Origin of the sequence: Cupriavidus pauculus, assembly GCF_022179805.1 — a bacterium.
Classification (GTDB): Bacteria; Pseudomonadota; Gammaproteobacteria; order Burkholderiales; family Burkholderiaceae; genus Cupriavidus; species Cupriavidus pauculus_E.
The window spans coordinates 47658-73197 of the sequence record NZ_BPUO01000002.1 but is presented as its reverse complement, the minus strand read 5'-3'; the positions used below and the strand labels follow the sequence as shown (position 1 = coordinate 73197).

Here is a 25540-nt window from a genome sequence, read left to right as displayed (position 1 = left end):
TGCTGGTGAACATCAAAGCCGATCATGCAAACGACTACCCAATCCTATTCGCTTCCGCTGCGCGGCATCACGGGACGCCGTGTCCTGGGTGCCGGCACCATCGCCCCGGCCACGCTGGGCTTCGAGCAAGGCAACATCGCCCAGCAAGTGGCGAGCAGCGGCCCGTGCATTGACGCAGGTGACCTGCTGGTGCTGCCTGGCATCGTCGACATTCATGGCGATGCATTCGAACGCTCGGTGATGCCGCGTCCCGGCGTGAGCTTTCCGTACGGCCCGGCGCTGCTCGACGTGGACCGCCAGTTGCTGGCGCACGGCATCACGACCGAATTCCATGGCGTGACCCTGTCGTGGGAAGGCGGCCTGCGTGGCGAAGCCTACGCACTGCGCATGTTCGATGCGCTGGCGCAGCTTGAACCCGTGCTGGGCGCATCGCACAAGGTGCACCTGCGCTTCGAGGCTTACCACCTGGCCGGTGTGAGCACCGCGCTGCAATGGATGGCTGACGGCCGCGTGAACCTGCTGGCCATCAACGATCACCTGCCCACCATGGCGCGCCGCATGAACGACGACCGCAAGCTGGCGCAGTATGCCGAGCGCGCCGAATGCGACATGGAGGCGTTCCGCACGCGTCTGCGCACCGCCAGCCGCCATGCGCAGGATGTGCCGGCCGCCGTGTCGGAACTGATTGCCGCGGCGCGCGCCGCAGGCCTGCCGGTGGCATCGCACGACGATCCCGATGTGGCCACGCGCCAGCACTACCATCGCCAGGGTTGCGCCATCGCCGAATTCCCGCTCACCGTGGAAGTGGCCAAGCTGGCACGCCAGATCGGCGACGAGACCGTGTTCGGTGCCCCCAACGTGCTGCGCGGCCAGAGCCATACCGGCGCGCCGAACGCCACCGAGATGATTGCCGCCGGCCTGTGCACGGTGCTGGCGTCGGACTACTACTATCCCGCGCCGCTGCAGGCAGCGTTCAAGCTCGTGCAGCTTGGCGTCTGCGGCCTGCCGGAAGCCTGGCACCTGGTGTCGCGCAACCCCGCGCGCGCCGCTGGCCTGCGCGACCGTGGCGCGCTGGTGCCTGGCATGCGTGCCGACGCAGTGCTGATCGACGACAGCCTGCCCGGCTTGCCGCGCGTTTGCGGCACGATCGTCAACGGCGAACTGCGCCACGCGGCCGCCGCATTGCCGATGATCGACCTGGCGGACGAAGCGAGCCTGGCGGCATGAGCCGCGCCGCCCATCGCTACGCCATCTATCTGGCACCGGCCGAGCCGTTTCGCAGCTTCGGCGCGCAATGGCTCGGGCGCGATGCCGATACCGGCGAGCCGCTGCCCCTGCCCGAAGGTATCGCCAAGCGTCCCGACGGCTGGGTCAAGGCGCCCGCGCACTACGCGCTGCACGCCACGCTGAAGCCGCCATTCCGGCTGGCCGAGGGCACCGACGCGGCCCATCTCGACAGCGCCGCGCGGGCTTTCGCTGCGGTACACCAGCCGTTCGAGGCGCCGCTGGCGCTGCGCGCGCTGCGCGGCTTCCTGGCGTGGTGCCTGGCCGATGCCACGGGGCCGGGCGGACGCCGGATGCATGCGCTGGCCGATGCCTGCGTGACCGAATTCGACCGCTTCCGCGCGCCGCCCACCGAGGCCGAGATCGCGCGCCGTGATCCCGCTAAGCTGAGTACCGCGCAACGCAAGCACCTCGACGCGTGGGGCTACCCCTACGTGTTCGATACGTTCACATTCCACATCACGCTGACCGGCATGCTCGACGCGGCTGACGAAGCGTCGGCCTTCGACATGCTGTCGGACGCGGGTGGCGCACTGCTGGCGCAGCCGCTGCACGTGGATGGCATCAGCGTCTATGTGCAACCGGAACCCGGGGCCGACTTCATCGCGGCGCGGCACTACCGCTTCGACGGCACCACAACGGATGGCGCCGGCGCGGCGTACCTGGACGCATGAGCGCGCGCCCCAACGCCGACGGCAACGGCCTGTTCTACGTGATGGGTCCGTCCGGCAGCGGCAAGGACTCGCTGCTGCGCGCGCTGCGTGAACGGCTGGACCCGGCTGACCCCGTCGTAATCGCGCATCGCTACATCACGCGCGCGGCCGATGCCAACGAGGCGTCGGTGGCGCTGTCCACCGAAGAGTTCACGCGCCGCGTGGCCCATGGCTGCCTGGCCATGCACTGGCAGAGCCACGGCCTGCACTACGGCATAGGCACGGAAATCGAGCAATGGCTCGCGCGCGGGCTCAAGGTAGTGGTGAACGGCTCCCGCGAGTACCTGCCGGCCGCTGCGGCACGCTATCCGTCGCTTTGTGCCGTGCATGTGCGGGTCAAGCCTGACGTGTTGGCCACCCGGCTGCGTCAGCGCGGGCGTGAATGCGAAGCGTCGATTGCCCGGCGTCTGGAACGCGCCACCCAGGCGTTCGACGTACCCGCTGGCTGCCGGCTCGTGGAAATCGACAACAGTGGGGCGCTGGAGGATTCGGCCGCACGCTTCGTTGACCTGGTCCGCACGGCACATCCCATCGTCCCTAACGCCCCTATCGCCTGAATCGAGCAACAACCAGGCAGCAAAAAGGGCTGGCACGTCGATGACGGCCAGCCCTTTTTAAACTTCATCTACTCACTTCCCCTGCAGTCGATCCCTGTCTGGTCCCGTCACGCCTGGCGGGCGCAGCGCGCCGCCATGTCGAGATAGTGCGACAGCGGCGGGGTGGTCAGGTCGACCACTTTCGCCAGGTCATCGTACCGGCGCAGGCGCACGGCTTCCAGCGCATGCGCTTGCTCGGCAAACGTCTCGGCCTGCCCATCGTCATACACGCCGCCCTGGAGCCGGAGGCTGTGGACGGATGCCGGCGACAGCGTATCGAAGTAGGCCGGGTCCACCGCGCACAGGTAGCGCTTGGCGGCCACGTGCATGCGGATCGGCTCGGTGACGTCGGCGCCGAACAGTTCAGCCAGCGCGTCGGCAGCGGCTTCCTGGTGGCGCATGTCGGTGGTGCTGCTTTCGGCCAGCATCAGGTGGCCCACGTCGTGCAGCAGCGCGGCGACGACCATCGCATCGCGCTCGCCGGCCTGCTCGGCCAGTTGGGCGCACTGCAGCGCGTGGGCGGTCTGGCTGATGGCCTCGCCGCCGTAGTACGCGGTGCCGTGCTTTTCGAATAGCGTGGCTATGTGGGACAGCGTCATCGTGACGGGGGCGTTCATACGAGCACCTTGCGGATCTGGGCCGAGGTCACGTCGATGGCGACCACGAACAGGATGATGATGATCATCACGGCGCAGGTCTGGGCGTACTGGAAGCTGCGGATGATTTCCCACAGCACGGTGCCGATGCCGCCGGCACCCACGATGCCCACCACCGATGCCGAGCGCACGTTCGACTCGAAGCGGTACAGCGCAAACGACAGCCACAGCGGCAGCACCTGCGGAATCACGCCGTAGACAATTTCCTCGATGGGGCCGGCGCCGGTGGCGCGCACGCCTTCCACGGGACGCGGATCGATGGCTTCGACGGCTTCGGCAAACAGCTTGGCCAGCACGCCCATCGTATGGATCCAGATGGCCAGCACGCCGGCGAACGGGCCCAGGCCGACGGCCACGATGAACAGCATTGCAAACACCATCTCGTTGATGGCGCGGCAGGCGTCCATGATGCGGCGGGCCGGCTGGTACACCCACACCGGCACGATGTTGGCCGAGCACAGCAGGCCCAGCGGCACGGCCATCAGCACGGCCAGTGCGGTACCCCACAGCGCGATCTGCACGGTCACGAGCATCTCGTCGAGATAGTTGTGCCAGTCGCGGAAGTTGGGCGGGAAGAAATCGGCGGCAAACTTGGCCATGTTGCCGGAGTCGCGCAGCAGGTCCAGCGGGCGCATGTCGGCGCCTTGCCACGACATGGCGAGCATGGCCAGCACGATGGCCCAGACCAGCATCACGGATAAGGACGTGCGCGGTGGCCGTACGGTACTTTGGGGCGAAGGGGGCAGGCCAGGCTTGGCGGTGGCGGTCATCGGACTATCCGGAAATGAAGACTTGAAACGGTGAAAACCGGCAACGCCCGCACGGGCGCCGCCGGTTTCAGGTACGGCTTACTGCTGCGTGGTGGTGGCGGCGGCCTTGTCCAGCTCGGCCAGGCGCTTGGTCACGTCGGCCAGCTTCTTTTCCTTGTCGGCGGTGGCCAGCGTGCTGTCCGTCTCGATCTTGGCCTTTTCGCGGGCCAGTTCGATCTGGCGGATCGGCACCAGCTGGGCATCGCTCGATGCGCGGAAGCCCTGGTACGTCAGCGTGACCAGGTTCTGCTTCTCGCGTGCGGCGTCGGCACCCTTGCCGTAGTTGACGAAGAAGGTCTGGATCTTCTTCTTCAGCTCGGGCGACAGGTCCTTGCGATAGACCATCGGATCGGCCGGGATCAGCGGCGACTTCCACAGCACGCGCACTTCGTCATAGGCGTTCTTGCCGGTGTTCAGGCGATAGCGCTCGAAGTTCTCGGTGTTGTTCACGGCCACGTCCACCTGCTTGTTCAGCACCGACAGCAGGTTCGTTTCGTGGTTGCTGATACGCACGGCCTTGAACAGCGTCTTCGGATCGACCTTGTTGGCGGCCCACAGGTAGTAGCCCGGCACGGCAGTGCCCGACGTCGAGTTCGGATCGCCGGCGCCGTAGCTCAGTTCCTTGCCACGCTTGAGCACGTCTTCCACCGACTTGATGTCGCTGTCCTTGCGCACGATCAGCAGCGACCAGTAGCCCGGGTTGCCGTCCTTGTCGATCACCGACGCGAACACTTCGCCGTTGGCGCGGTCCACGGCTTCCATGGCCGACTTGTTGCCCAGCCAGGCGATCTGCACCTTGTTGAAGCGGATGCCTTCGATGATGCCGGCGTAGTCCGAGGCGAAGAACGGCTTGACCGGCACGCCGAGCGCCTTGCTCAGGTCGTCGATCACGGGTTGCCAGGCATTCTTCAGGTTCGACGACGACTCCGTCGAGATAAAGCCGATGTTCAGGGTCTTGGCGTCCTGGGCGAAGGCGGGCAGCGCTACGACACCCGAGGCCACGACTGCGAGGAAAGTTCTGCGAAGCATTGAAAACTCCGTTTTTGAAAGAGGGGAAACGCGCTTGGGTTGAATCGGTACGTTGGGGAATGCGGTAGTGCTGGAAAGCTGATCAGGCCGTGGCCAGGTCCATGCGGACCATGGCCGGCGCGGGCATGCCTTCGACGGGTGCCGACTCCTCGGGCACGGTGTCGTGCAGCAGCTCGTCGGCCTCGGTGCCATACAGGTCGCGCAGCATCTTGGGGGTCAGCGCGGCCGACGGGCCGTCATAGACCACCTTGCCGTTGCGCAGCGCCACCACGCGCGGGCAGTAGCGCATGGCCACGTCCACCTGGTGCAGCGACACCACCACGGCAACCTTGCGCGTGCGGTTGATCTGCGCCAGCAGCGACATCACACGGCGCGACGACTCGGGATCGAGCGACGCGATCGGCTCGTCGGCCAGGATCACGCTGGCGTTCTGCACCAGCGTGCGCGCAATCGCGGCGCGCTGCTGCTGGCCGCCCGACAGCGTCGAGGCACGCTGAAACGCATAGTCGTCTATACCAACTTGCGCCAACGCATCGAGCCCGGTTTGTACTTCATCAGCCTTGAAATAGCGGATCAGGCTGCGCCACGCCGGTACACGCGTCAGCATGCCGACCAGCACGTTGGTGATCACCGGCAGGCGGCCTACCAGGTTGAACTGCTGGAAAACGAAACCAATCTCTGCACGTACCTTGCGGACGTTGCGCGCCAGACGACCGTTGCGTTGCACCATGCGGCCGTTGACGAGAATCTCGCCCGACCCGGCGTCGCCAGCGACAAAGCCGGCCACGTGGCGCAGCAGCGTCGACTTGCCCGAACCCGAGGCGCCCAGCAGGGCAACCATTTCGCCGGGGGCGATGTGCAGCGTGACGTCGTCAAGCGCCTTGCGGTCCGCGCGGAACGATTTGCTCAGCCCGCGGACTTCGATTGCATGCGTCATGTCGACTCCCTTGCTTGAATGACTTGCGCATTCTGGCGAGGGTCGATGACAGAACGATGACTTCAGGCAGAGGAATTTTGATGCGGGGAGGGGAGTGGCTTTGGGGACGCAGGGGGATTTTCCCCCCGGCTTGCCCCCGGGTTTGCTCCCCTCTCCCACAAAGTGGGAGAGGGGAGGAAAACTAGCGGGAGGAGGCGAGAAAACGAGGGGGGGCAGCGATGCAGGCGTTACATCAAAATAATGTCGTACTGTTCCTGATGGAACGTCGATTCCACCTGCAGCGAGATTGGCTTGCCGATGAAGTCGCCCAGCATGGCAAGGTGCTGGCTTTCCTCTTCGAGGAACAGGTCGATGACCTGCTGCGAGGCCAGGATGCGGAATTCGCGCGGGTTGAACTGGCGCGATTCGCGCATGATCTCGCGCAGGATGTCGTAGCAGGCGGTGCGCGCGGTCTTGACCTGGCCCTTGCCGGTGCAGACCGGGCATTGTTCGCACAGCACGTGCGCCAGCGATTCGCGCGTGCGCTTGCGCGTCATCTCCACCAGGCCAAGCTGCGAGAAGCCGTTCACCGTGATGCGCGTGCGGTCGCGTGACAGCGCGCGCTTGAGTTCCGAGAGCACCGCGTCGCGATGTTCCAGGTTCTCCATGTCGATGAAGTCGATGATGATGATGCCGCCCAGGTTGCGCAGGCGCAGCTGGCGCGCGATGGTGTGCGCGGCTTCGAGGTTGGTCTTGAAGATCGTGTCGTCGAAGTTGCGGGCGCCGACATAGCCGCCCGTGTTGACGTCGATCGTCGTCATCGCCTCGGTCTGGTCGATCATCAGGTAGCCGCCGGACTTCAGGTCCACGCGGCGCGACAACGCCCGCTCGATTTCCGCGTCGATATTGAACAGGTCGAAGATCGGACGCTCGCCGGTGTAGTGCGACAGGCGCGGCAGCACCGCCGGCGTGTATTCCTGCGCAAACTCCACGAGCTTCACGAAGTTCTCGCGCGAGTCCACCTGGATCACGCCCGTGGCGTCGTTGATGAAGTCGCGCAGCACGCGCTGCGCCAGGTTCAGGTCCTGGTACAGCAGGCTCGGTGCGGGCAGTGCCGTGGCGTTCTGCCGGATCGTTGCCCAGATCTTGCGCAGGTACGAGATGTCGTTGCTCAGTTCGTCGTTGCTGGCTTCTTCGGCGATCGTTCGCACGATAAAGCCGCCGCGCTCGTCCTGCGGCACCAGGCCCTGCACGCGTGTGCGCAGCGCTTCGCGATCCACCTCGCCTTCGATGCGCTGCGAAATGCCGATGTGCGGGTCCTGCGGCAGGTACACCAGCGTGCGGCCGGCAATGCTGACCTGCGTGGACAGCCGCGCGCCCTTTGTGCCGATGGGGTCCTTGATGACCTGCACCATCAGCGCCTGGCCTTCGAACAGCGTTTTCTCGATGGCCAGGTGGCCGTTCTTTTCGCCGTCGCGCGGATGCCAGATGTCGGCCACGTGCAGGAACGCCGCGCGCTCCAGGCCCACATCAATGAATGCCGACTGCATGCCCGGCAGCACGCGCACGACCTTGCCCAGGTAGATGTTGCCGACCAGCCCGCGCGTGAGCGTGCGTTCGACATGCAGTTCCTGCACGGCCGCCTGCTGCACGATGGCCACGCGGGTTTCTTGCGGCGTGATATTGACGAGGATGTCTTCGGTCATAGCGATGGATGCCGTCGCCGGTCTGCCGGCGCTTGTTGTTGTCGCCCGGCGTGACCGGGCATCTGACCCCTGAGTCCCTGACCGGACGGAGGCAGCGTCAGAAGCGCAGATCCGCCTCGCGCAGCAGCGCCGCCGTCTCGAACAAGGGTAGACCCATGATACCCGAATAGCTTCCGTCGATACGCTCCACGAATTCCGCCGCGCGGCCCTGGATGCCATACGCACCGGCCTTGCCGAGCGGTTCGCCGCTGGCCACGTAGCGGTCGATCTCGGCCGTGCTCATGGTGCGGAAAGTGACGTGCGAGATCGACAGCGCGTGGCGCGGGCCCAGCGCGGAGACCACGGTCACGGCGGTCAGCACGCGGTGCGTGGTGCCGGACAGCGCGCCAAGCATGCTGGCCGCATCGGCGGCGTCGGCGGGCTTGCCAAGGATGTCGCCGCCACGGCAGACCGTGGTGTCCGACGTCAGGATCGGCGCATCGGACAGCCCGCGCCGGATGCGGCGCTGCAGTGCCGCATCGGCCTTCAGCGCGCACACGCGCTGCACGTAGGCGTCGGGCGATTCCCCCGGCAGCACGGCTTCGAGCGCCTCGGCATCTTCGGAGGCATCGGCCAGCAGCAGTTCGTACTGCACACCAAGCTGCGTCAGCAGTTCGCGGCGGCGTGGGGATTGGGAGGCAAGGTAGAGGATGGAGGTCACGATGGGCCTGTTTGGTTGCACCCGCGTTGGCCTTGCTCCCCAGGGGGAAGGAATTCAGACGCGGTGATACGGGTGATTCTGCGTCACCGACCAGGCCCGGTACAACTGCTCGGCCAGCAGCACGCGCACCATGCCGTGCGGCAGGGTCAGGCTGGACAGGCGTATCAGGGTCTGGGCGCGCGCCTTGAGCGCGGGATCGAGGCCGTCGGCGCCGCCGATCAGGAAGGCGACGTCGCCGCCGTCGCGTTGCCAGCCGGTCAGTTGCTCGGACAACTGGATGGTGGTCCAGTCCTTGCCGCGTTCGTCGAGCGCGACGATGCGCAACTGCTTCGACAACGATCCCAGCACCGCATCGATGCGCGCTGCCTCACGTTGCATCACGGTGGCGGCGTTGTTGCTGGACGAGCGGGCCTCCGGCTTGACTTCGCGTAGTTCGATGCGCAGCTCTGGCGGCATGCGCTTGGCATACTCGGCAAAGCCGGATTCGATCCACGCGGGCATCTTGTGGCCGACGGCCACGATCACGAGTTGCATGTGAAATGCCCGGTGGTCTGTGCTTCAGGAGCGGATCAGGCCGAACGCTTGCGCGGCGCGGCCTTCTTGGCGGCCGGAGCCTTGGCAGCCGTCTTGGTGGCAGCCGTCTTGCGGGCCGGAGCCTTGGCGGCGGTGCCGGTGGCGGCCTTGCGTGCAGGCGCCTTGGCGGCCGTCTTGGTGGCAGCCGTCTTGCGAGCCGGAGCCTTGGCGGCGGTGCCAGTGGCGGTCTTGCGAGCCGGGGCCTTGGCGGGCGTGCCAGTCGACGTCTTGCGGGCCGCGCTGGCCTTGCGCGCGCGGGCGCCCATGGTGGCCAGTGCGTCCGGATCGGTGTCCTCGTGGCCCATCGGCGGCGACGGCTCCTTCATGCCTTCAGGCAGGCGGGCCAGCGACGGACGCAGGTTCGAAGCGCGGCGCACGCGCGGTGCCGGTTCGGCGTCCTCGTCGTCCACCGGCTCGCTGGCCTTGGCCAGGCCACGGGCGGCGGCCAGCTTCACGCGGACCGGCTTGTCGCCCCAGATTTCTTCAAGGTTGTAGTACAGGCGCAGTTGCGGCTGCAGGATGTGCACCACGGCGTCGCCGCAGTCCACCAGCACCCATTCGCCAGTCTCCAGGCCTTCCACGGCCACGATATGGCCGCCGGCGTCCTTCACCGTGTCCCGTACCGACGCCGCCAGCGCCTTGGTCTGGCGGTTCGAATTGCCGCTGGCGATCACCACCCGGTCGAACAGTTCGGTCAGGTGAGTGGTGTCGAACACCTTGATGTCCTGCGCCTTCACATCCTCGAGTCCGTCGACGATCGCGCGCTGCAGTTTACGAATATCCATGGTGTCTTTCTTGTTCAGCTTCATTCGGGTAGGGGCGCGTCGGGCGAGGGGTGTCGGTACAACCCGTGACGCGCGATGTAGTGTGCCACGCCGGCCGGCAAACGGTCATCCGTCTGGTCCGGCAGCAGGCCCTCGGCCAGGTGCTCACGCAGGCCGGTGGACGACAGGTCGACGGCAAGCGTCTGGTCGATCCACATATGTCCGGAGGGCGAGCATTGTATCAGGTGCGTGTCCGCCAGTCGTTCCTGCAGCGCGGCAAGCACCGGCCCTTCCAGTTCGTCCAGGTGAAAACCGGGCCGCGTGGCGATGCACAGGTGCACCTGTTCGAACAGGGCTTCCCAGCCGTGCCACGTGTGCAGGCGCAGCAACTGGTCGGCGCCCATCAGCCAGGACATCGAGGTGTCGGCGCCGTATTCGTCGCGCAGGTGCCGCACCGTGTCGATCGTATAGCTGGGGCCGTCGCGGTCCACTTCGATGCGGCTCACGCGTACCTTGGCGCGGCCCGGCTCCAGCGACGCGGCGGCCAGTTCGGTCATGGCGTAGCGGTCGGCGGCCGACGTCACATGGGCGCCTTTCTGCCACGAGTGGCCGGTGGGAATCCAGACCAGTTCGTCCAGGTCCAGGTGATCGATGCAGAGTTGGGCCAGCGCAACATGGCCGCGATGCGGCGGGTCAAAAGTGCCGCCTAGGATACCCAGGCGGTAGGGGCGCTTGGCGTTGCCGGTGGGGGCGCTGGGTGCAGATACTTGGGTAGCTTCGGTCATCGGCTTCAGGCCCACGCGCGCGCCGGCAGGAAATCGGTATAAAGCGCGGCTTCCGGGGTGCCGGGCTGCGGCTGCCAGTCATAGCGCCAGGTCACTTGCGGCGGCATCGACATCAGGATCGACTCGGCGCGGCCGCCCGACTGCAGGCCGAACAGCGTGCCGCGGTCGAATACCAGGTTGAATTCGACGTAGCGCCCGCGCCGGTACGCCTGGAAATCGCGCTCGCGCTCGCCATAGGCCGTGTCCTTGCGTGCGTTCAGGATCGGCACGTAGGCGTCCAGGAAGGCGTCACCGACCGATTGCATCATGGCAAAGCTCTGGTCGAAGCCCGGTGCGGAAAAGTCGTCGAAGAAGATGCCGCCGATGCCGCGCGCCTCGCCGCGATGCTTGAGGAAGAAATACTCGTCGCACCACTGCTTGAAGCGCGGATACAGGTCGTCGCCAAACGGTTGCAGCGAATCACGGCAGGTGCGGTGGAAGTGCGCGCAGTCTTCGGCGTTGCCGTAGTAGGGCGTCAGGTCCATGCCGCCGCCAAACCACCAGACCGGCTCCGCGTCGGGCTTCACGGCGATGAAGCAGCGCACGTTCATATGCACCGTGGGCGCGTACGGATTGCGCGGATGGAACACCAGCGACACGCCCATCGCCTCGAAGCTGCGCCCGGCCAGTTCGGGCCGGTTGGCGCTGGCCGATGGCGGCAGGGTGTCGCCGCGCACGTGCGAAAAGCCCACCCCGGCCCGTTCCATCACCGCACCGCCTTCCAGGATGCGCGTGCGGCCACTGCCGCGCAGGCGCTCGGTGGGCGGCTTTTCCCAGCTATCGGTCAGGAACGCCTGGCCGTCGATGGCGCCAACGGCGTCGGTGATGCGGTCTTGCAGGCCGAGCAGATAGTCACGGACTGCCTGGGAATCGATCATGATGGACGCTTGAGGGTAAGCCGGTGCAAAGACGGCGGGGCCGGCCGTCATCGCGGTGTCACGATTGTACCGGCTCGATTCCCCCCACGGGGCGCGGGGCGAATCGATGGCCTGACCGGCTCAGCGCTTGATGGCGCGGTAGCCAATGTCGGTGCGGAACTGCATGCCGTCGAAGCGGATCTGCTCCACGGCGGCATAGGCGTTCTTCTGCGCAGCCTTGACCGTATCGGCCAGGCCCACCACGCACAGCACACGGCCACCGGACGTGCGCAGCGTGCCGTCCTGCAGCGTGGTGCCTGCGTGGAACGTCACGGCGTCGTCGGTCTCGGCCGGGATGCCCGTGATGGCATCGCCACGGCGCGGGTTTTCCGGATAGTCGTAGGCGGCCATGACCACGCCCAGCGCGGTGCGGCGGTCCCAGTCCAGTTCCACCTGGTCCAGCTTGCCGTCGACGGCGGCTTCCATCACGTCCACCAGGTCCGTCTTCAGGCGGGCCATGATCGGCTGCGTTTCGGGGTCGCCCATGCGGCAATTGAATTCCAGCGTCTTGGGGTTGCCTTCCTTGTCGATCATCAGGCCGGCGTACAGGAAACCCGTGAACGGGATGCCGTCCTTTTCCATGCCGCGCACGGTGGGCATGATGATCTCGCGCAGCGCGCGGGCGTGCAGGGCCGGCGTCACCACCGGGGCCGGCGAATAGGCGCCCATGCCGCCCGTGTTGGGGCCGGCGTCGCCGTCCTGCAGGCGCTTGTGGTCCTGGCTGGTGGCCAGGGCCAGCACGTTCTTGCCGTCGACCATGACGATGAAGCTGGCTTCCTCGCCTTCCAGGAATTCCTCGATCACCACGCGGGCACCGGCGTCGCCAAGCTTGTTGTCGGCCAGCATCATGTCCACGGCGGCGTGCGCTTCTTCCAGCGACATCGCCACCACCACGCCCTTGCCCGCGGCCAGGCCGTCGGCCTTGATCACGATCGGCGCGCCCTGCGCGTCGATATAGGCATGGGCGCCGGCGGCTTCGGAGAAAGTCTTGTAGTACGCAGTGGGGATGCCGTGGCGATGCATGAAAGCCTTGGCGAAGTCCTTCGACGACTCCAGCTGCGCGGCGGCCTTGGTGGGCCCGAAGATGCGCAGTCCGCGCGCGCGGAACACGTCGACGATGCCGGCGGCCAGCGGCGCCTCGGGGCCGACCACGGTGAAGGCCACGCCTTCACGTTCCACGAAGGCGGCCAGCACCTCGGGGTCGGTCAGCGGCACGTTCTGCAGACGCTTGTCGAGCGCCGTGCCCCCGTTGCCCGGAGCCACGTAGACGACCTGCATCTTGGGCGACTGGGCCAACTTCCAGGCCAGTGCGTGCTCACGCCCACCGGAACCGACAACCAAAACTTTCATGATCCACTGCCAGAAAAGAAACGCATGCGAAAAGCGGCAGCTGGACTTGAGGCCGGGCTGCCGCCGTGGGGGGCGCGATGGAGGACCTTATTCCTCGATCACCGCGTTGGTGAAGACTTCCTGTACGTCGTCCAGGTTTTCCAGCGCGTCCAGCAGCTTCTGCATCTTGGCGGCGTCGTCGCCGGTAAAGCTCACCTCGTTCTGCGGCTTCATCACCACGTCGGCCACCTCGGCCTTGAACCCGGCGGCTTCCAGCGCGGCCTTGACCGTGGCGAAGTCGTTGGGCGGGCAGGTGACTTCGATCGAACCGTCGTCATTGGTCACCACGTCGTCCGCGCCGGCTTCCAGCGCAGCATCCATGAGCTTGTCCTCGGGCGTATCCGGCCCGTACAGGAACTGCCCGCAGTGCGTGAACATGAAGGCCACGGAGCCTTCGGTGCCCATGTTGCCGCCGTGCTTGGAGAACGCATGGCGCACTTCGGCCACGGTACGGGTACGGTTGTCGGTCAGGCAGTCGACGATGATCGCGGCGCCGGCCAGGCCGTAGCCCTCGTAACGGATTTCTTCGTAGTTCGCGCCTTCAAGGCCACCCACGCCGCGCTGGATCGCGCGCTGGATGTTGTCCTTGGGCATGTTCGCGTCCATGGCCTTTTCCATGGCCAGGCGCAGGCGCGGATTCGAGTCCACTTCACCGCCGCCGAGCTTGGCGGCAACGGTGATTTCCTTGATCAGGCGCGTCCAGACCTTGCCGCGCTTGGCGTCGGCGGCAGCTTTCTTGTGTTTGATATTGGCCCATTTGGAATGACCGGCCATGTTTCTCTCCGAGGCGGAATACGTGTCGTGTGGCGTGGAAACCCGGCGGCATTGCGCCGGCGGGAGCCGTGGCCGGACGATCCCTGGGACCCATCCTGGCAATTCGGCGGCCACGCCATGTGATTGATGTGCCGATCTGCTGGCTATAATCAGCGCAGGATTTTATCACGCGCCCCTGCCGCTACGCAGTGCCATGTATGGTTTGTCACCCGTGCATGGCGCCGGATTCCCGCCCCTGACCGCCCACCGCCGAGACCCGCCATGGCCGATCCCATCCTCATCGCCAAGAACGCCGACCACGAACTGGTGCTGCTGCCCGAAATGGGCAACCGGCACGGCCTGATCACGGGCGCCACCGGCACCGGCAAGACCGTCACCCTGCAAACGCTGGCCCAGGGCTTCTCCCGGCTTGGTGTGCCCGTCTTCATGGCGGACGTCAAAGGTGATCTGACCGGCATTTCCCAAGTGGGCCAGGCGTCCGACAAGCTCAAGGCCCGCCTGGCGGAACACGGCTTGGAGGAGCCGGTCTGGGGCGCCTGCCCGACCACGCTGTGGGACGTGTTTGGCGAAAAGGGCCACCCGGTTCGCGCGACGGTGTCGCACATGGGTCCGCTGCTGCTGTCGCGCATGCTGGAACTCAACGACACCCAGCAGGGCGTGCTGAACCTGGTGTTCCGCATTGCCGACGCTAACGGCCTGCTGCTGCTGGACGCCAAGGATCTGCGCGCGATGCTGCAGTACGTGGGCGACAACGCCAGCCAATTCACCACGGAGTACGGCAACATCTCGTCGGCGTCGATCGGGGCCATCCAGCGCGGCCTGATTGCGCTGGAGTCCCAGGGTGCCGACAAGTTTTTCGGCGAGCCGATGCTGAACCTGGAGGACTTCATCCAGACCGAGCGCGGCCAGGGCGTCATCAATATCCTGGCGGCCGACAAGCTCATGAACGCGCCGCGCCTGTACGCCACGTTCCTGCTGTGGATGCTGTCGGAATTGTTCGAGAAGCTGCCCGAGGCCGGCGACCTGGACAAGCCCAAGCTCGTGTTCTTCTTCGACGAGGCGCACCTGCTGTTCAACGACGCGCCCAAGGGGCTGCTCGACAAGATCGAGCAGGTCGTGCGCCTGGTGCGATCCAAGGGCGTGGGCGTGTACTTCGTCACGCAGAATCCCGTCGATATCCCGGACACGGTGCTGGGCCAGCTCGGCAACCGCGTGCAGCACGCGCTGCGCGCGTTCACACCGCGCGACCAGAAGGCGGTGAAGGTGGCGGCCACCACCATGCGCGCCAATCCGAAGCTCGACCTGGAACAGGTGATCGGCGAACTGGGCGTGGGCGAGGCGCTGGTGTCCTGCCTCGATGCCAAGGGCACGCCCGGCGTGACCGAGCGCGCCTGGGTGCTGGCGCCGGGCAGCCGCATCGGCCCGGTCAACGACGACGAACGCAAGGCGCTGATCGCGAACTCGCTGGTAGCGGGCACCTACGAGAAGACCATCGATCGCGAATCGGCCTACGAGAAACTGCGCGGCGACGCGGCCGCCGCCGCCAAGGGCGCTCCCGCTCCCACTGGCGCCGGGGTGGCCAAGCCAGAGGATGCTGGCAAGGAAGAGGGCGGCTGGATGGGCGAGGTCTTCGGCACGCTCACGCGCGGCACCGGCAAGACCGGGCGCGGCGATTCGATCCTGGAGTCGGTGGCCAAATCGGCCGCGCGCACGGTTGGATCGCAGGTGGGCCGCGAACTGATTCGCGGCGTGCTGGGTAGTCTGCTCGGCGGCGGCAAGCGCAAGTAAGCGCGCCGGCCCATAAAAAACGCCCGCTTCGGCGGGCGTTTTTCGTTGGGTGCTACGCGATCAATCCAGACCGCGGCGGGCGGCCTCGGCATCCTCGCGCGCCTTGCGTGCGAACAGGCTGGCGAAGAACGCAGCCATGCCGATGATGAATGCGATGACGGCCAGGCTGGCCAGGCCGGTGGCCGAGGTGGTCAGGATCTTCAGTGCTTCCATGGGGTTGGCTCCTTCCATTGAATATGCCGCGGAGGGCATGCCCAGTCTGGAGCAGTCAATCCCCATGAACATTGAGGCGCATCAAGCGCCGCGCGGTCGGATGCCTTAGTTCTTGGTGCCGAACAGGCGGTCGCCCGCATCGCCCAGGCCCGGAACGATGTACGCGTGCTCGTCCAGGTGGCTGTCCAGCGAGGCCACGAAGAGCTTCACGCCCGGGTGGGCCTTCTGGAACACCTCGACGCCTTCGGGCGCAGCCACCAGGGCCACGAACGTGATGGCCTCGTCGGGCACGCCGCGGCGCTTGAGCACATCCACCGCATGCGCGGCCGAGTAGCCCGTGGCGACCATCGGATCGCACAGGATGAACGAACGGTCTTCCAGGTCGGGCAGGCGCACCAGGTATTCCACCGGGCGGTGCTGTTCGTCGCGGTACACGCCGATATGGCCGATACGGGCCGACGGAATCAGTTCCACCAGGCCATCGCTCATGCCCACGCCGGCGCGCAGCACGGGCACGATCGTCAGCTTCTTGCCGGCGATCACCGGTGCGTCCAGCTCCACCAGCGGCGACTCGATGCGGCGCGTGGTCAGCGGCAGGTTGCGGGTGATCTCGTAGCCCATCAGCAGCGTGATCTCGCGCAGCAGCTCGCGGAACGTGCGCGTCGACGTTTCCTTGTCGCGCATGTGCGAGAGCTTGTGCTGGATCAGCGGGTGATTGAGGATGAAGAGGTTGGGAAAGCGGGGATCCTGTTTCATGGCGGGCTCGGCAGATACGGTGAGGGCCAGCCAGAGAAGGCGTGGCCCGATGCAGCGCGATTGTATCGGATGCACGGACCCCGCTGGGAGCCCGCCGGCCCCTTAGTCGACCGTGATGGCAGCCGATTTTGCGACTTTTCCGAAACGCTCGTACTCGCTCAGCGTCAGCGTCTGCAACTCGGCGGCGCTTGATCCCTTCGGATTGAAGCCGGCCTGGGCCAGCTTGTCGCGCACGTCGGGCCGGGCCAGCGCCTCGACGAATGCGGCATTGAGCGCCTGCGTGACCGGCGCCGGCAGGTTAGCCGGGCCGTACACGCCAAACCAGGGCTCCACGGCGTAGCCAGGCAGTCCGGCCTCGGCCAGCGTGGGCACGTTGGGCAGCGACGGCGCACGCGTCTTGCCCGCCACGGCCAGCGCACGAAGCTTGCCGGCCTGGATATGGGGCAGCGACGCCGGCAGGTTGTCGAACATCACCTGGATATGACCGCCGAGCATGTCGTTGATGGCCGGGCTGCTGCCTTTGTACGGCACGTGGGTCAGGCCGGTCTGGGTCATCTGCGAGAACATCGCGCCGGCCAGGTGCATCGACGTGCCCGTGCCGGCCGTGGCGTAGGTCAGCCCCGGGTGCGCCTTGGCGTACGCAATCAGTTCCGGCACGGTTTTCACCGGCAGGTCGTTGCTGACTTCGAGCACGATGGTCGACGTGCCCAGCAGGCTGATGGCCGTGAAGTCGCGGCGCGGATCGAACGGCACGTGCTTGTAGATATGCGGGTTGAGCGCGTTCGTCGAGATGGCGCCAAAGCCGATGGTGTAGCCGTCGGCCGGGGCCTTGGCCACCGCTTCCATGCCGATGTTGCCGCCGGCGCCCGGCCGGTTTTCGATCACCACGGGCTGCCCGAGCTTTTCGCCCACACGCTGCCCGACGGTGCGCGCGACCAGGTCGGTGGTGCCACCGGCAGCGTAGGGCACGATAAAGCGGACCGGCTTGGTCGGGAATGCGTCGGCGGCGTGGGCGCCGGTGGCGGCGGCCAGCAGGGCCAGGGATACGGCGGCAGGCGCGGCAATGCGAGGGAGCGACATGGCTCGAAAGTCTCCGGGATATTGTTTTTGGGGCCGGCCTGCACCGTTGCAGTGCGGGGCGCGGCGCGAGTCATTGTATTGGAAAGAAGGCAATGCCGCCGGGGGGAGGATGGCATCAGTCGCCAGGCGGAATCGGCCATGAAATGACGCCCGGAGCGGCGGCGCCTTTTGACATACAATCGGCGGGTTCAGTCGCGCCACCGGCCTGTTCGCCGGCCCGGCGCCCGAGATTCCAGCGTCCCCCCGTGCCAGCGTCCCAGAAGTCCGCATCCTCCCCGTCGTCCACCGAAATGGCCGCCACAACGTCCGCCGCCGTGGCAGCCACGCAGCGTGTCGGACTCGCCACCGCCGCCATTGGCGCCGTGCTGTTTTCCGCCAAGGCCATCGTCGCCAAGCTCATGTACCGCTACAACGTGGATGCGGTGATGGTCATCACGCTGCGCATGCTGTTCGCGGTGCCGCTGTTCCTGGCCATCGGCTGGTGGCAGGCGCGCAAGCTGCCGCCGCTGTCGTGGGCCGATCGCGGCCGCGTCGTGTTCCTGGGCATCATCGGCTACTACCTGTCGAGTTTTCTCGACTTCCTGGGCCTGCAATACATCACGGCCGGGCTGGAGCGGCTGATCCTGTTCTTGACGCCATCGTTCGTGCTGCTGTTCACGGCGCTGGGCCTGCGCCGGACCATTCACCCCCGCCAGTGGATGTCGCTGGCGCTGGCCTACGCCGGCATCGTGCTGGTGTTCGCGCATGACCTCGACGTCAGCGGCAACCAGGTATGGCTGGGCGGCGCGCTGGTGCTGGCCAGCGCGTTGTCGTATGGTGTGTACCTGATCCTGAGCGGCGAGCTGGTCAAGCGCGTGGGCTCGCTGCGGCTGGTGGCCTACGCGATGTGCGTGTCCACGCTGTGCTGCGTGATCCAGTACGTCGCGCTGGGCCGCCCGCTGGCGGAACTGGCGCAGCCGGCGCCGGTGCTCTGGCTGTCGGTCATCAATGCCGTGTTGTGCACGGTGCTGCCGGTGTCGCTGACGATGATCGCCGTGGCGCGCATCGGGGCGCCGATGGCGTCGCAAGCCGGCATGATCGGACCCGTGTCGACGTTGGCGCTGGCGTTCTGGCTGCTGGGCGAGCCCGTTACCGGCGTGCAACTGGCGGGCAGCGCGCTGGTGCTGGGTGGCATGTACCTGCTGTCGCGCCGCAAGACCTGAAGTACCTCATTCGAACAGAGTCAACCAAGCAAGGAGAGAGAGACCATGGATTTTGGACTGCGCGGTAAGCATGCGCTGGTGTGCGGCGCTAGCAAGGGGCTTGGGTTTGCGTGTGCCGAATCGCTCGCGGCCGAAGGCGTCGACGTGGTGATCGTGGCGCGCGGCGCCGAGGCGCTGGAAAAGGCCGCGGCCGAACTGCGCGCCCGCTATGGCCGTCGCGTGGTGCCCGTGGCCACCGACATCACCACGCCCGAAGGCCGCAAGCTGGCGCTGGACGCCGTGGCCAAGTTGGGCGACCTGGACATCCTGGTGAACAACGCTGGCGGCCCGCCGCCGGGCAATTTCCGCGACTGGGGCCGCGACGAGTGGCTGGCTGCGCTGGACGCCAACATGCTGACGCCGATCGAACTGATCAAGGCCACCATCGACGGCATGATCGCGCGCCGCTGGGGCCGCATCATCAACATCACCAGCGGTGCCGTGAAGGCCCCGATCGACGTGCTGGGCCTGTCGAATGGCGCCCGCTCGGGCCTGACCGGCTTTGTGGCCGGGCTGGCGCGCGAAGTGGCGCAGCACGGCGTGACCGTGAACAACCTGCTGCCGGGGCCGTTCGACACCGACCGTCTGAAGAAGACGATGGAAGGCGGCGCGCAGAAGGCCGGCATCAGCATCGAGGAAATGGCCAAGCGCCGTGCCGCCGCCAACCCGTCGCGCCGCTTCGGCGAGCCGGCCGAGTTTGGCGCGACGTGCGCGTTCCTGTGCAGCAAGCAGGCCGCGTACATGACCGGCCAGAACGTGCTGCTGGACGGCGGCGCCTTCCCGGGGACGTTCTGATGGGTGCAGTCGAGGCGCGGCCGCGCATTGCCCTGATTGCGCACGACCACAAGAAGGACGACATCGTCGCCTTTGCGGGACGGCATCGCGACTTCCTGGCGCGCTGCGAACTGATCGCCACGGGCACCACCGGTGGCCGCATCGCCGCCGAGACCGGCCTCGAAGTCCTGCGCATGCTGTCGGGCCCGTGGGGCGGCGACCTGCAGATCGGCGCGCAACTGGCAGTAGGAGAGATCACGGCCGTGATCTTCCTGCGCGACCCGATGACGCCGCAGCCGCACGAACCGGACATCAACGCGCTGGTACGCGCGTGCGACGTCCACAACGTGCCGTGCGCGACCAACCTGGCCACGGCCGAACTGATGGTCGTGGAACTGGCGCGTCACTGCTTCGAGCCGAAGTTGTAAGTGCTCCATCGCGAAAAGCGCCATAAAAAAACCGCTGCCTCGGCAGCGGTTTTTCTTTTTGCGCGATGGATGTCAGCGGGGTCTGACCGTCGTCGCGGCGGCGCGCATCTCAGCCTGGCGCAGGATGTGAGGCGGCAGGCGCTTCAGGATCAGGTGCACGGCCAGCGGAATGATCACCACGTCGTCGACGATGCCTAAGCCCGCCACCACATCGGGAATCAGATCGATCGGTGAGATCGCGTAGAACAACAGCCCGAACGCGGCCGGCTTGAGCCAGGGCGGCGCATCGGGGTGGCGCAGCGCGTACCAGAACAACCGGCCGTCACGCCGCACCAGCGTCCACAGGGCAGAAAATCGCTTCCACATGATGGGCCTCCTTGGTCACACGTTCAGCAATGCATGAACGAATAGCTTGGGCCGGTGGAGGGAGATTCAAGTTCCCCGTTTTGCTTCCTTGCGATGGTTTCCCCTCTCCTTTGGTTTTCTCCCCTCTCCCTCCGGGAGAGGGGCGGGGGTGAGGGCTGTGCGGTTCAAGCTGAGACAGGTCGCATTTTGAACTGCTGCGCCCTCACCCCCAACCCCTCTCCCGCGATGCGGGAGAGGGGAGCCAAACAGCAGCGGGAGAGGGGAGCCAAACAGCAGCGGGAGAGGGGAGCTTGGAGCGGCGGGAGAGCCGCTCTACCGCGCCGACTTAACCCGGCACGTTCCCTTCCACGCCTTCCACATAGAACTTCACGCCATGCAGGAAGTTGTCGTCGGCCACGGCGCCGCCGGCAACCTGTTCCTTGCCGGTGTTGTCCTTGATCGGACCCTTCCAGATCGGGGCGCTGCCGTCGGCGATGCCCTTCTTGCGCTCTTCGACCAGCGTCTTGACGTCGTCAGGCACCACGGCGTTGAAGCCCTTCAGGTCGATCATGCCTTCCTTGAGGCCCCACCAGATGGTGCTGTTCTTCCACTGGTTGTTCAGCACGTCTTCCACGACCTTGTTGTAGTAGACGCCCCAGGAGATGACCGACGCGGCCAGGTGGGCCTTTTCGCCAAAGCGGCTCATGTCGCTATCCCAGCCGAATGCGTACACGCCTTTTTCCTGCGCGGTCTGCACCACGGCGGCGGAGTCGGTGTTCTGCATCAGCATGTCCACGCCCTGGCCGATCAGCGTGGTGGCAGCCTCGCGTTCCTTGCCCGGATCGAACCACTTGTTGACCCACACCACCTTGACCGTGGCCTTCGGGTTGACCGAGCGCGCGCCCAGCGTGAACGAGTCGATGTTGCGGATCACCTCGGGAATCGGCACCGATGCCACCACGCCCATCTTGCCGCTCTTGCTCATCTTGCCGGCCACCACGCCAGCGAGGTACGCGCCTTCATAGGTGCGCACGTCGTACTGGGCCAGGTTGTCGGCGGTCTTGAAGCCGGTGGCGTGCTCGAACTTGACGTCCGGGAATTCCTTGGCCACCTTCAGCATCGACTCCATGTAGCCGAACGTGGTGCCGAAGATCAGCTTGTTGCCCTGGCTGGCCAGGTCGCGGAACACGCGCTCGGCATCGGCGGCAGACTCGGGCACGTTCTCGACGTACGTGGTCTTCACCTTGTCGCCAAACTTGGCTTCCACGGCCTTGCGGCCCGCGTCGTGGGCAAAGGTCCAGCCGGCGTCGCCGACCGGGCCGATGTAGACAAAGGCTACCTTCAGCGGCTCGGCTGCGGCGGCCGTGGGGGCCGATGCCGGGGCAGCGGTCTCGGCGGGCTTTTCGGCTTCCTTCTTGCCGCAGCCGGCCAGGGCCAGCACGGCGGTGGCGGCCAGGGCTGCCAGCGTGGTCCTGCGTGTCACGATCATTCGATCTCTCCTAGATAAGACGTCTTTGTGATGTTGCCTGGATACTGCTTTCTTGTTTTTGAAGCTTCGGTGATGCGTTCTTAATGCAGTTCGATACGGTCAGGCATTGCCCGGGCGGAACGGCTTGCCCAGCGATGCGGGCATGTTCAGGCGGATCCATGCCGGATTACGCGAGATCAGGGCCAGCACGACGATGGTGGCGGCATACGGCAGCATCGACAGGAATTGCGACGGCACCGATACACCAATGCCCTGCAGGTAGAACTGCAGGATCGTCACGCCGCCAAACAGCCATGCGCCGACCAGCACGCGGCCCGGACGCCAGGTGGCAAAGGTGGTCAGCGCCAGCGCGATCCAGCCGCGCCCGGCCACCAGGTTTTCCACCCACATCGGGGTGTACACCAGCGACAGATACGCGCCGGCCAGCCCGCAGCAGGCGCCGCCGAACAGCAGCGCGCCAAAGCGGATCCATCGCACCGGGTAGCCCAGTGCATGCGCCGATTCAGGCGACTCGCCGATGGCGCGCAGCGTCAGGCCGGCGCGCGTGCGGAACAGGAACCACATGATGGCGGCACACAGCAGCAGGCTGAAGTAGACCATCCAGTGATGCTGGAAGAAGGCCGGCCCGATAAACGGGATGTCGGCCAGGCCGGGAATCGCGCTGGCCTTGGCCGGCATGGCATGGCCCACGAAGCGCTGCGCCATGAACGCGGACAGGCCGGTGCCGAAGATCGACAGCGCCAGGCCAGTAGCTACCTGGTTGGTGGCCAGCACCAGCGCCAGCCACGAGAACAGCGTGGCCATCAGCATGCCGGCGCCGGCGCCGGCGATGAAGCCCAGCAGCGGCGATTGCGTCTGGTAGCCGATCATGAAGCCGAACGCGGCGGCCACCAGCATCATGCCTTCGGCGCCCAGGTTCAGTACGCCCGAGCGTTCGTTGATCAGCAGGCCCAGCGCGGCCAGCAGCAGCGGGGTGCCGGCGTTGATCGCGGTGGCGATCAGGGGAGCAAGTTGTTCCATGTTGTCGTGTGGCTCCGGGCTCAGGCGGCACGCGCGCGCCAGCGCAGGCGGTTGTCGATCAGCGTGTCGCACGCCAGCAGGAAGAACAGCAGCATGCCCTGGAACACCCAGCCCAGTGCCGACGGCATGCCCAGGCGCGACTGCGCCATTTCGCCGCCGATATAGAACAGCGACATCACGATGCCGCCGAACACGGCGCCCACCGGATGCAGGCGGCCCACGAAGGCGACGATGATGGCGGTAAAGCCATAGCCGGGCGAGATCGACGGCAGCAACTGGCCGATCGGGCCGGTCACCTCGAAGGCGCCCGCCAGGCCGGCGAACGCGCCCGAGATCATCAGCGCCGTCCACAGCGCGCTGCGCGACGAGAAGCCGGCGTAGCGCGCGGCCAGCGGCGCCGTGCCGCCTACCTGCAGCCGGAAGCCCGCGAAGCTGCGGAACACGAAGACCGTCATGATCACCACCAGCACCAGCATCACGGCAAAGCCCACGTGCAGGCGCGAACCCGGCAGCAGGTTGGGCAGCAGGAACATTGACGAGAACACCTTCGACTGCGGGAAGTTCATCCCGTTGGGGTCCTTCAGCGGCCCGTTGACCACCCACAGCAGCAACTGCTGGGCGATGTAGGTCAGCATCAGCGACACCAGGATCTCGTTGGCGTTGAAGCGGTCCTTGAGCAGCGCGGTGATCGACGCCCAGAGCATGCCGCCGATACAGCCCGCGATCGACGCCATCACCAGCACGGCCGGGCCGCTCCAGGTGGTGCCCGGGGTATCGAACCAGAGCACGGTGGCACCGGCCAGGATGCCGCCGGCAATCAGCTGGCCGTCGGCGCCGATGTTCCAGACGTTGGCGCGATAGCAGACCGAAAGCCCGAGCGCGCACAGCACCAGCGGCACGGTCTTGAGCAGGACTTCGCCGATGGCGCGCTTGTCCTTGAGTGGATCGAACAGAAAGACCTTGAGGCCCGCCGCCGGATCCTTGCCCAACGCCACGAACAGCAGGGCGCCGAACAGCAGCGTCAGGACCAGTGCGAACACCGGCGAGGCATAGGCCATCCGGCGCGACGGCACGCCGCGCGGCGCGAGTACCACGGGAGACAGGTTAGACATGGCTGGAATTCTCCGTGGCGTGATCGTGCTGGCTGGCCGGTCCGCCTTCCCAGAGGCCGCTCATCCACAGCCCGACTTGCTCGCGCGTGGCCACCTCCACCGGAATCGATGGCGACAGGTGGCCCTTGGCCAGTACATGAAGCCGGTCGCAGATCGCGAACAGTTCGTCGAGTTCTTCCGATACCACCAGGATGGCGCAGCCGGTGGCCTTGAGCGCCAGGATCTCGTTGTGGATCTGCGCGGCGGCGCCGACATCCACGCCCCACGTTGGTTGCGCCACGATCAGCACCTTGGGGCCGGCCTCGATCTCGCGGCCCACGATGAATTTCTGCAGGTTGCCGCCCGAAAGGCTCCGCGCCAGCGCCATCGGGCCGCTGGCCTTGACTCGGAAGCGGTTGATGATACTGGCGGCCAGCCCCTCGGCGGCCTTCGGCGACACCATGCCGCCGTGCACATACGGTGCGGTCTGGTGCGACAGCCAGACGTTCGATGCCAGGCTCATGCCCGGCACCGCGCCCCGGCCCAGCCGTTCCTCGGGCACGAAGGCCAGGCCCGCGCGGCGGCGGCCGCGTGCGTCGAGCCGGCCCACGGGCTTGCCATCCAGGTGTACGGCCGCGCCGCCGCCGCGGGCATCCTCGCCAGACAACGCCGCCAGCAGCTCCTGCTGGCCATTGCCCGACACGCCGGCGATGCCGACGATCTCGCCGGCATGCACGTCCAGCGCGATGCGCTGCAATTCCGTGGCGAACTGGTGCGCGCGCGGCATCGACAGGTCACGCACGGACAGCAGCACCGGCCCGCGTTCGGTGGTCACGCGCGCCTCGCGCGGCGGTTCGCCGCCGATCATCATGCGCGACAGCTCGGCCGCGCTTTGCTGGCGCGGGTCGCAGGTGCCGGTGACCCGGCCCATGCGCATCACAGTGGCCCGGTGGCACAGCGCGCGGATTTCGTCGAGCTTGTGGCTGATATAGAGAATGCTGGTGCCCTCGGCCGCCAGCTGGCGCAGCGTGACGAACAGCGTTTCCACGGCCTGTGGCGTCAGCACCGAGGTGGGTTCGTCCAGGATCAGCAGTTGCGGGTTGGCCAGCAGCGCGCGCACGATCTCCACGCGCTGGCGCTCGCCGACTGACAGCGTATGCACGTGGCGTTGCGGCTCCAGCGGCAAGCCATAGCGCTCGGCCGTGGCGCGGATGCGCTCGGACAGCTGCTTCATGTTGCCGACATCCTTGGGCGGCAGGCCCAGCGCGATGTTCTCGGCCACGGTCAGCGTGTCGAACAGCGAGAAATGCTGGAAGACCATGGCGATGCCCAGGTTGCGGGCGTCGTGCGGGCTGGCGATGGAAACCGGCGCCCCATTGAAGTGCACCTCGCCGGCGTCGGGTCGAACCGCGCCGAAGATGATCTTCATCAGGGTGGACTTGCCGGCGCCGTTTTCGCCAAGGACGGCGTGGATCTCGCCGGGGCCGACGCTCAGGCTGACGTCGTCGTTGGCGGTCACGCCGGGATAGCGCTTGGTGATGTGTGCAAGCGCCAGCCTGGATGGGGTTTGTAATGTCACTGAGGCGGCTCGAATTGTTGTGGCAGCAACGTTCTGTTCAGGCACGTGACAACGGCTGTGCGTGGCGCAGCATCGCCGCGCGGCAA

27 protein-coding genes are annotated in these 25540 nt (G+C 66.5%); 7 read left to right on the top strand and 20 right to left on the bottom strand.

The genetic code is table 11. The annotated features are described in order from the left end of the window. Positions 1 to 24: 24 nt before the first annotated feature. Genes MFF62_RS03960 through phnN form a run of 3 tightly spaced genes read left to right on the top strand, consistent with a single transcriptional unit; the run spans position 25 to position 2554 of the window. Complete coding sequence (locus MFF62_RS03960) at positions 25 to 1227, top strand: alpha-D-ribose 1-methylphosphonate 5-triphosphate diphosphatase (protein WP_238260394.1); 1203 nt, start codon at positions 25 to 27, stop codon at positions 1225 to 1227. Continuing rightward, positions 1224 to 1958: a DUF1045 domain-containing protein gene (locus tag MFF62_RS03955; RefSeq protein ID WP_238260392.1), complete on the top strand. Its 735-nt coding sequence runs from the start codon at positions 1224 to 1226 to the stop codon at positions 1956 to 1958. Before MFF62_RS03960 ends, MFF62_RS03955 begins: the two co-directional genes overlap by 4 nt. After that, positions 1955 to 2554 carry a phosphonate metabolism protein/1,5-bisphosphokinase (PRPP-forming) PhnN gene (gene phnN / locus MFF62_RS03950; RefSeq protein ID WP_238260375.1) on the top strand — a complete coding sequence of 200 codons (600 nt, stop codon included), beginning with the start codon at positions 1955 to 1957 and terminating at the stop codon, positions 2552 to 2554. Before MFF62_RS03955 ends, phnN begins: the two co-directional genes overlap by 4 nt. Positions 2555 to 2661: 107 nt before the next feature. On the opposite strand, the gene MFF62_RS03945 is transcribed toward phnN, so the two are convergent. From MFF62_RS03945 to MFF62_RS03890, 12 genes are all read right to left on the bottom strand, one after another. After that, positions 2662 to 3210 (bottom strand): phosphonate degradation HD-domain oxygenase, encoded by a 549-nt coding sequence (locus tag MFF62_RS03945; RefSeq protein WP_238260373.1) that lies wholly within the window; start codon positions 3208 to 3210, stop codon positions 2662 to 2664. Then, the gene (gene phnE / locus MFF62_RS03940) at positions 3207 to 4019 is read right to left on the bottom strand and encodes a phosphonate ABC transporter, permease protein PhnE (protein WP_238260371.1); all 813 of its coding nucleotides are present in this window, start codon (positions 4017 to 4019) and stop codon (positions 3207 to 3209) included. Before phnE ends, MFF62_RS03945 begins: the two co-directional genes overlap by 4 nt. A 78-nt stretch (positions 4020 to 4097) precedes the next feature. After that, positions 4098 to 5087: a phosphonate ABC transporter substrate-binding protein gene (gene phnD / locus MFF62_RS03935; RefSeq protein WP_238260369.1), complete on the bottom strand. Its 990-nt coding sequence runs from the start codon at positions 5085 to 5087 to the stop codon at positions 4098 to 4100. An 82-nt stretch (positions 5088 to 5169) separates the two neighbouring features. Then, the gene (gene phnC / locus MFF62_RS03930; protein WP_238260360.1) at positions 5170 to 6024 is read right to left on the bottom strand and encodes a phosphonate ABC transporter ATP-binding protein; all 855 of its coding nucleotides are present in this window, start codon (positions 6022 to 6024) and stop codon (positions 5170 to 5172) included. Positions 6025 to 6251: 227 nt separating this feature from the next. Beyond that, positions 6252 to 7709, bottom strand: coding sequence for a ribonuclease G (gene rng / locus MFF62_RS03925; protein WP_238260350.1), 1458 nt, complete (start codon positions 7707 to 7709; stop codon positions 6252 to 6254). A 97-nt stretch (positions 7710 to 7806) separates the two neighbouring features. Beyond that, positions 7807 to 8409 (bottom strand): Maf family protein, encoded by a 603-nt coding sequence (locus MFF62_RS03920; protein ID WP_238260348.1) that lies wholly within the window; start codon positions 8407 to 8409, stop codon positions 7807 to 7809. A 54-nt stretch (positions 8410 to 8463) separates the two neighbouring features. After that, positions 8464 to 8943, bottom strand: coding sequence for a 23S rRNA (pseudouridine(1915)-N(3))-methyltransferase RlmH (rlmH, locus tag MFF62_RS03915; protein ID WP_238260346.1), 480 nt, complete (start codon positions 8941 to 8943; stop codon positions 8464 to 8466). A 35-nt stretch (positions 8944 to 8978) separates the two neighbouring features. Then, positions 8979 to 9767 carry a ribosome silencing factor gene (gene rsfS / locus MFF62_RS03910; protein WP_238260344.1) on the bottom strand — a complete coding sequence of 263 codons (789 nt, stop codon included), beginning with the start codon at positions 9765 to 9767 and terminating at the stop codon, positions 8979 to 8981. A 20-nt stretch (positions 9768 to 9787) separates the two neighbouring features. Then, positions 9788 to 10531, bottom strand: coding sequence for a nicotinate-nucleotide adenylyltransferase (locus MFF62_RS03905; protein ID WP_238260335.1), 744 nt, complete (start codon positions 10529 to 10531; stop codon positions 9788 to 9790). Positions 10532 to 10536: 5 nt separating this feature from the next. Continuing rightward, positions 10537 to 11448 carry an oxygen-dependent coproporphyrinogen oxidase gene (gene hemF, locus MFF62_RS03900; RefSeq protein ID WP_238260328.1) on the bottom strand — a complete coding sequence of 304 codons (912 nt, stop codon included), beginning with the start codon at positions 11446 to 11448 and terminating at the stop codon, positions 10537 to 10539. Positions 11449 to 11568: 120 nt separating this feature from the next. Beyond that, positions 11569 to 12837 (bottom strand): phosphoribosylamine--glycine ligase, encoded by a 1269-nt coding sequence (gene purD / locus MFF62_RS03895; RefSeq protein WP_238260326.1) that lies wholly within the window; start codon positions 12835 to 12837, stop codon positions 11569 to 11571. Between the two features lie 87 nt (positions 12838 to 12924). Further along, positions 12925 to 13650: a YebC/PmpR family DNA-binding transcriptional regulator gene (locus MFF62_RS03890; protein WP_238260317.1), complete on the bottom strand. Its 726-nt coding sequence runs from the start codon at positions 13648 to 13650 to the stop codon at positions 12925 to 12927. 261 nt (positions 13651 to 13911) lie between these two features. Here MFF62_RS03890 and MFF62_RS03885 point away from each other — a divergent pair, with 261 nt between their 5' ends. Further along, positions 13912 to 15438, top strand: a complete 1527-nt coding sequence (locus MFF62_RS03885) for a helicase HerA-like C-terminal domain-containing protein (protein WP_238260302.1) — start codon at positions 13912 to 13914, stop codon at positions 15436 to 15438. A gap of 60 nt (positions 15439 to 15498) precedes the next feature. Here the strand turns inward: MFF62_RS03885 and MFF62_RS03880 are convergent, their stop codons facing one another. From MFF62_RS03880 to MFF62_RS03870, 3 genes are all read right to left on the bottom strand, one after another. Further along, positions 15499 to 15651 carry a DUF3149 domain-containing protein gene (locus MFF62_RS03880; protein ID WP_238260293.1) on the bottom strand — a complete coding sequence of 51 codons (153 nt, stop codon included), beginning with the start codon at positions 15649 to 15651 and terminating at the stop codon, positions 15499 to 15501. Between the two features lie 105 nt (positions 15652 to 15756). Continuing rightward, a complete protein-coding gene (upp, locus tag MFF62_RS03875) occupies positions 15757 to 16407 on the bottom strand; it encodes a uracil phosphoribosyltransferase (RefSeq protein ID WP_238260291.1) in 651 nt (216 codons plus the stop codon). 102 nt (positions 16408 to 16509) lie between these two features. Beyond that, a complete protein-coding gene (locus MFF62_RS03870; RefSeq protein WP_238260289.1) occupies positions 16510 to 17487 on the bottom strand; it encodes a Bug family tripartite tricarboxylate transporter substrate binding protein in 978 nt (325 codons plus the stop codon). A 290-nt stretch (positions 17488 to 17777) separates the two neighbouring features. Between MFF62_RS03870 and MFF62_RS03865 the strand changes: the two genes are divergently transcribed. The 3 genes from MFF62_RS03865 to MFF62_RS03855 are packed head-to-tail and all read left to right on the top strand — an operon-like array spanning position 17778 to position 19930. Then, positions 17778 to 18689 carry a DMT family transporter gene (locus MFF62_RS03865; protein ID WP_238260287.1) on the top strand — a complete coding sequence of 304 codons (912 nt, stop codon included), beginning with the start codon at positions 17778 to 17780 and terminating at the stop codon, positions 18687 to 18689. Between the two features lie 45 nt (positions 18690 to 18734). Further along, positions 18735 to 19523 carry an SDR family oxidoreductase gene (locus MFF62_RS03860; protein ID WP_238260285.1) on the top strand — a complete coding sequence of 263 codons (789 nt, stop codon included), beginning with the start codon at positions 18735 to 18737 and terminating at the stop codon, positions 19521 to 19523. Continuing rightward, entirely contained in the window at positions 19523 to 19930 is a 408-nt protein-coding gene (locus MFF62_RS03855) for a methylglyoxal synthase (protein WP_238260283.1), read from the top strand. The genes MFF62_RS03860 and MFF62_RS03855 overlap by 1 nt, the downstream gene beginning before the upstream one ends. A gap of 72 nt (positions 19931 to 20002) precedes the next feature. Here MFF62_RS03855 and MFF62_RS03850 read toward each other — a convergent pair whose 3' ends face one another. The 5 genes from MFF62_RS03850 to MFF62_RS03830 form a co-directional block, all read right to left on the bottom strand. Beyond that, a complete protein-coding gene (locus tag MFF62_RS03850; RefSeq protein ID WP_238260281.1) occupies positions 20003 to 20296 on the bottom strand; it encodes a YkvA family protein in 294 nt (97 codons plus the stop codon). Between the two features lie 325 nt (positions 20297 to 20621). Then, on the bottom strand, positions 20622 to 21764 hold the full coding sequence (locus MFF62_RS03845) for a BMP family ABC transporter substrate-binding protein (RefSeq protein WP_238260279.1): 1143 nt from the start codon (positions 21762 to 21764) through the stop codon (positions 20622 to 20624). Between the two features lie 99 nt (positions 21765 to 21863). Then, on the bottom strand, positions 21864 to 22784 hold the full coding sequence (locus tag MFF62_RS03840; protein ID WP_238260276.1) for an ABC transporter permease: 921 nt from the start codon (positions 22782 to 22784) through the stop codon (positions 21864 to 21866). Positions 22785 to 22804: 20 nt separating this feature from the next. Beyond that, positions 22805 to 23896 (bottom strand): ABC transporter permease, encoded by a 1092-nt coding sequence (locus MFF62_RS03835; protein WP_238260275.1) that lies wholly within the window; start codon positions 23894 to 23896, stop codon positions 22805 to 22807. Further along, complete coding sequence (locus MFF62_RS03830) at positions 23889 to 25454, bottom strand: ABC transporter ATP-binding protein (RefSeq protein WP_238260273.1); 1566 nt, start codon at positions 25452 to 25454, stop codon at positions 23889 to 23891. Before MFF62_RS03830 ends, MFF62_RS03835 begins: the two co-directional genes overlap by 8 nt. Positions 25455 to 25540: the final 86 nt, after the last annotated feature.

Excerpts from the sequence above, each read along its gene's own strand:
- MFF62_RS03865 (WP_238260287.1), top strand. The coding sequence starts at position 17,778 with ATGGCCGCCACAACGTCCGCCGCCGTGGCAGCCACGCAGCGTGTCGGA.
- MFF62_RS03845 (WP_238260279.1), bottom strand. The coding sequence starts at position 21,764 with ATGATCGTGACACGCAGGACCACGCTGGCAGCCCTGGCCGCCACCGCC.
- phnE (WP_238260371.1), bottom strand. The coding sequence starts at position 4,019 with ATGACCGCCACCGCCAAGCCTGGCCTGCCCCCTTCGCCCCAAAGTACC.
- phnN (WP_238260375.1), top strand. The coding sequence starts at position 1,955 with ATGAGCGCGCGCCCCAACGCCGACGGCAACGGCCTGTTCTACGTGATG.
- MFF62_RS03905 (WP_238260335.1), bottom strand. The coding sequence starts at position 10,531 with ATGACCGAAGCTACCCAAGTATCTGCACCCAGCGCCCCCACCGGCAAC.
- MFF62_RS03885 (WP_238260302.1), top strand. The coding sequence starts at position 13,912 with ATGGCCGATCCCATCCTCATCGCCAAGAACGCCGACCACGAACTGGTG.
- MFF62_RS03840 (WP_238260276.1), bottom strand. The coding sequence starts at position 22,784 with ATGGAACAACTTGCTCCCCTGATCGCCACCGCGATCAACGCCGGCACC.
- rsfS (WP_238260344.1), bottom strand. The coding sequence starts at position 9,767 with ATGGATATTCGTAAACTGCAGCGCGCGATCGTCGACGGACTCGAGGAT.
- MFF62_RS03955 (WP_238260392.1), top strand. The coding sequence starts at position 1,224 with ATGAGCCGCGCCGCCCATCGCTACGCCATCTATCTGGCACCGGCCGAG.
- rng (WP_238260350.1), bottom strand. The coding sequence starts at position 7,709 with ATGACCGAAGACATCCTCGTCAATATCACGCCGCAAGAAACCCGCGTG.
- MFF62_RS03870 (WP_238260289.1), bottom strand. The coding sequence starts at position 17,487 with ATGTCGCTCCCTCGCATTGCCGCGCCTGCCGCCGTATCCCTGGCCCTG.
- MFF62_RS03880 (WP_238260293.1), bottom strand. The coding sequence starts at position 15,651 with ATGGAAGCACTGAAGATCCTGACCACCTCGGCCACCGGCCTGGCCAGC.
- MFF62_RS03890 (WP_238260317.1), bottom strand. The coding sequence starts at position 13,650 with ATGGCCGGTCATTCCAAATGGGCCAATATCAAACACAAGAAAGCTGCC.
- purD (WP_238260326.1), bottom strand. The coding sequence starts at position 12,837 with ATGAAAGTTTTGGTTGTCGGTTCCGGTGGGCGTGAGCACGCACTGGCC.
- MFF62_RS03860 (WP_238260285.1), top strand. The coding sequence starts at position 18,735 with ATGGATTTTGGACTGCGCGGTAAGCATGCGCTGGTGTGCGGCGCTAGC.
- rlmH (WP_238260346.1), bottom strand. The coding sequence starts at position 8,943 with ATGCAACTCGTGATCGTGGCCGTCGGCCACAAGATGCCCGCGTGGATC.
- MFF62_RS03960 (WP_238260394.1), top strand. The coding sequence starts at position 25 with ATGCAAACGACTACCCAATCCTATTCGCTTCCGCTGCGCGGCATCACG.
- MFF62_RS03855 (WP_238260283.1), top strand. The coding sequence starts at position 19,523 with ATGGGTGCAGTCGAGGCGCGGCCGCGCATTGCCCTGATTGCGCACGAC.
- MFF62_RS03850 (WP_238260281.1), bottom strand. The coding sequence starts at position 20,296 with ATGTGGAAGCGATTTTCTGCCCTGTGGACGCTGGTGCGGCGTGACGGC.
- hemF (WP_238260328.1), bottom strand. The coding sequence starts at position 11,448 with ATGATCGATTCCCAGGCAGTCCGTGACTATCTGCTCGGCCTGCAAGAC.
- MFF62_RS03945 (WP_238260373.1), bottom strand. The coding sequence starts at position 3,210 with ATGAACGCCCCCGTCACGATGACGCTGTCCCACATAGCCACGCTATTC.
- MFF62_RS03835 (WP_238260275.1), bottom strand. The coding sequence starts at position 23,896 with ATGTCTAACCTGTCTCCCGTGGTACTCGCGCCGCGCGGCGTGCCGTCG.
- upp (WP_238260291.1), bottom strand. The coding sequence starts at position 16,407 with ATGAAACAGGATCCCCGCTTTCCCAACCTCTTCATCCTCAATCACCCG.
- phnD (WP_238260369.1), bottom strand. The coding sequence starts at position 5,087 with ATGCTTCGCAGAACTTTCCTCGCAGTCGTGGCCTCGGGTGTCGTAGCG.
- phnC (WP_238260360.1), bottom strand. The coding sequence starts at position 6,024 with ATGACGCATGCAATCGAAGTCCGCGGGCTGAGCAAATCGTTCCGCGCG.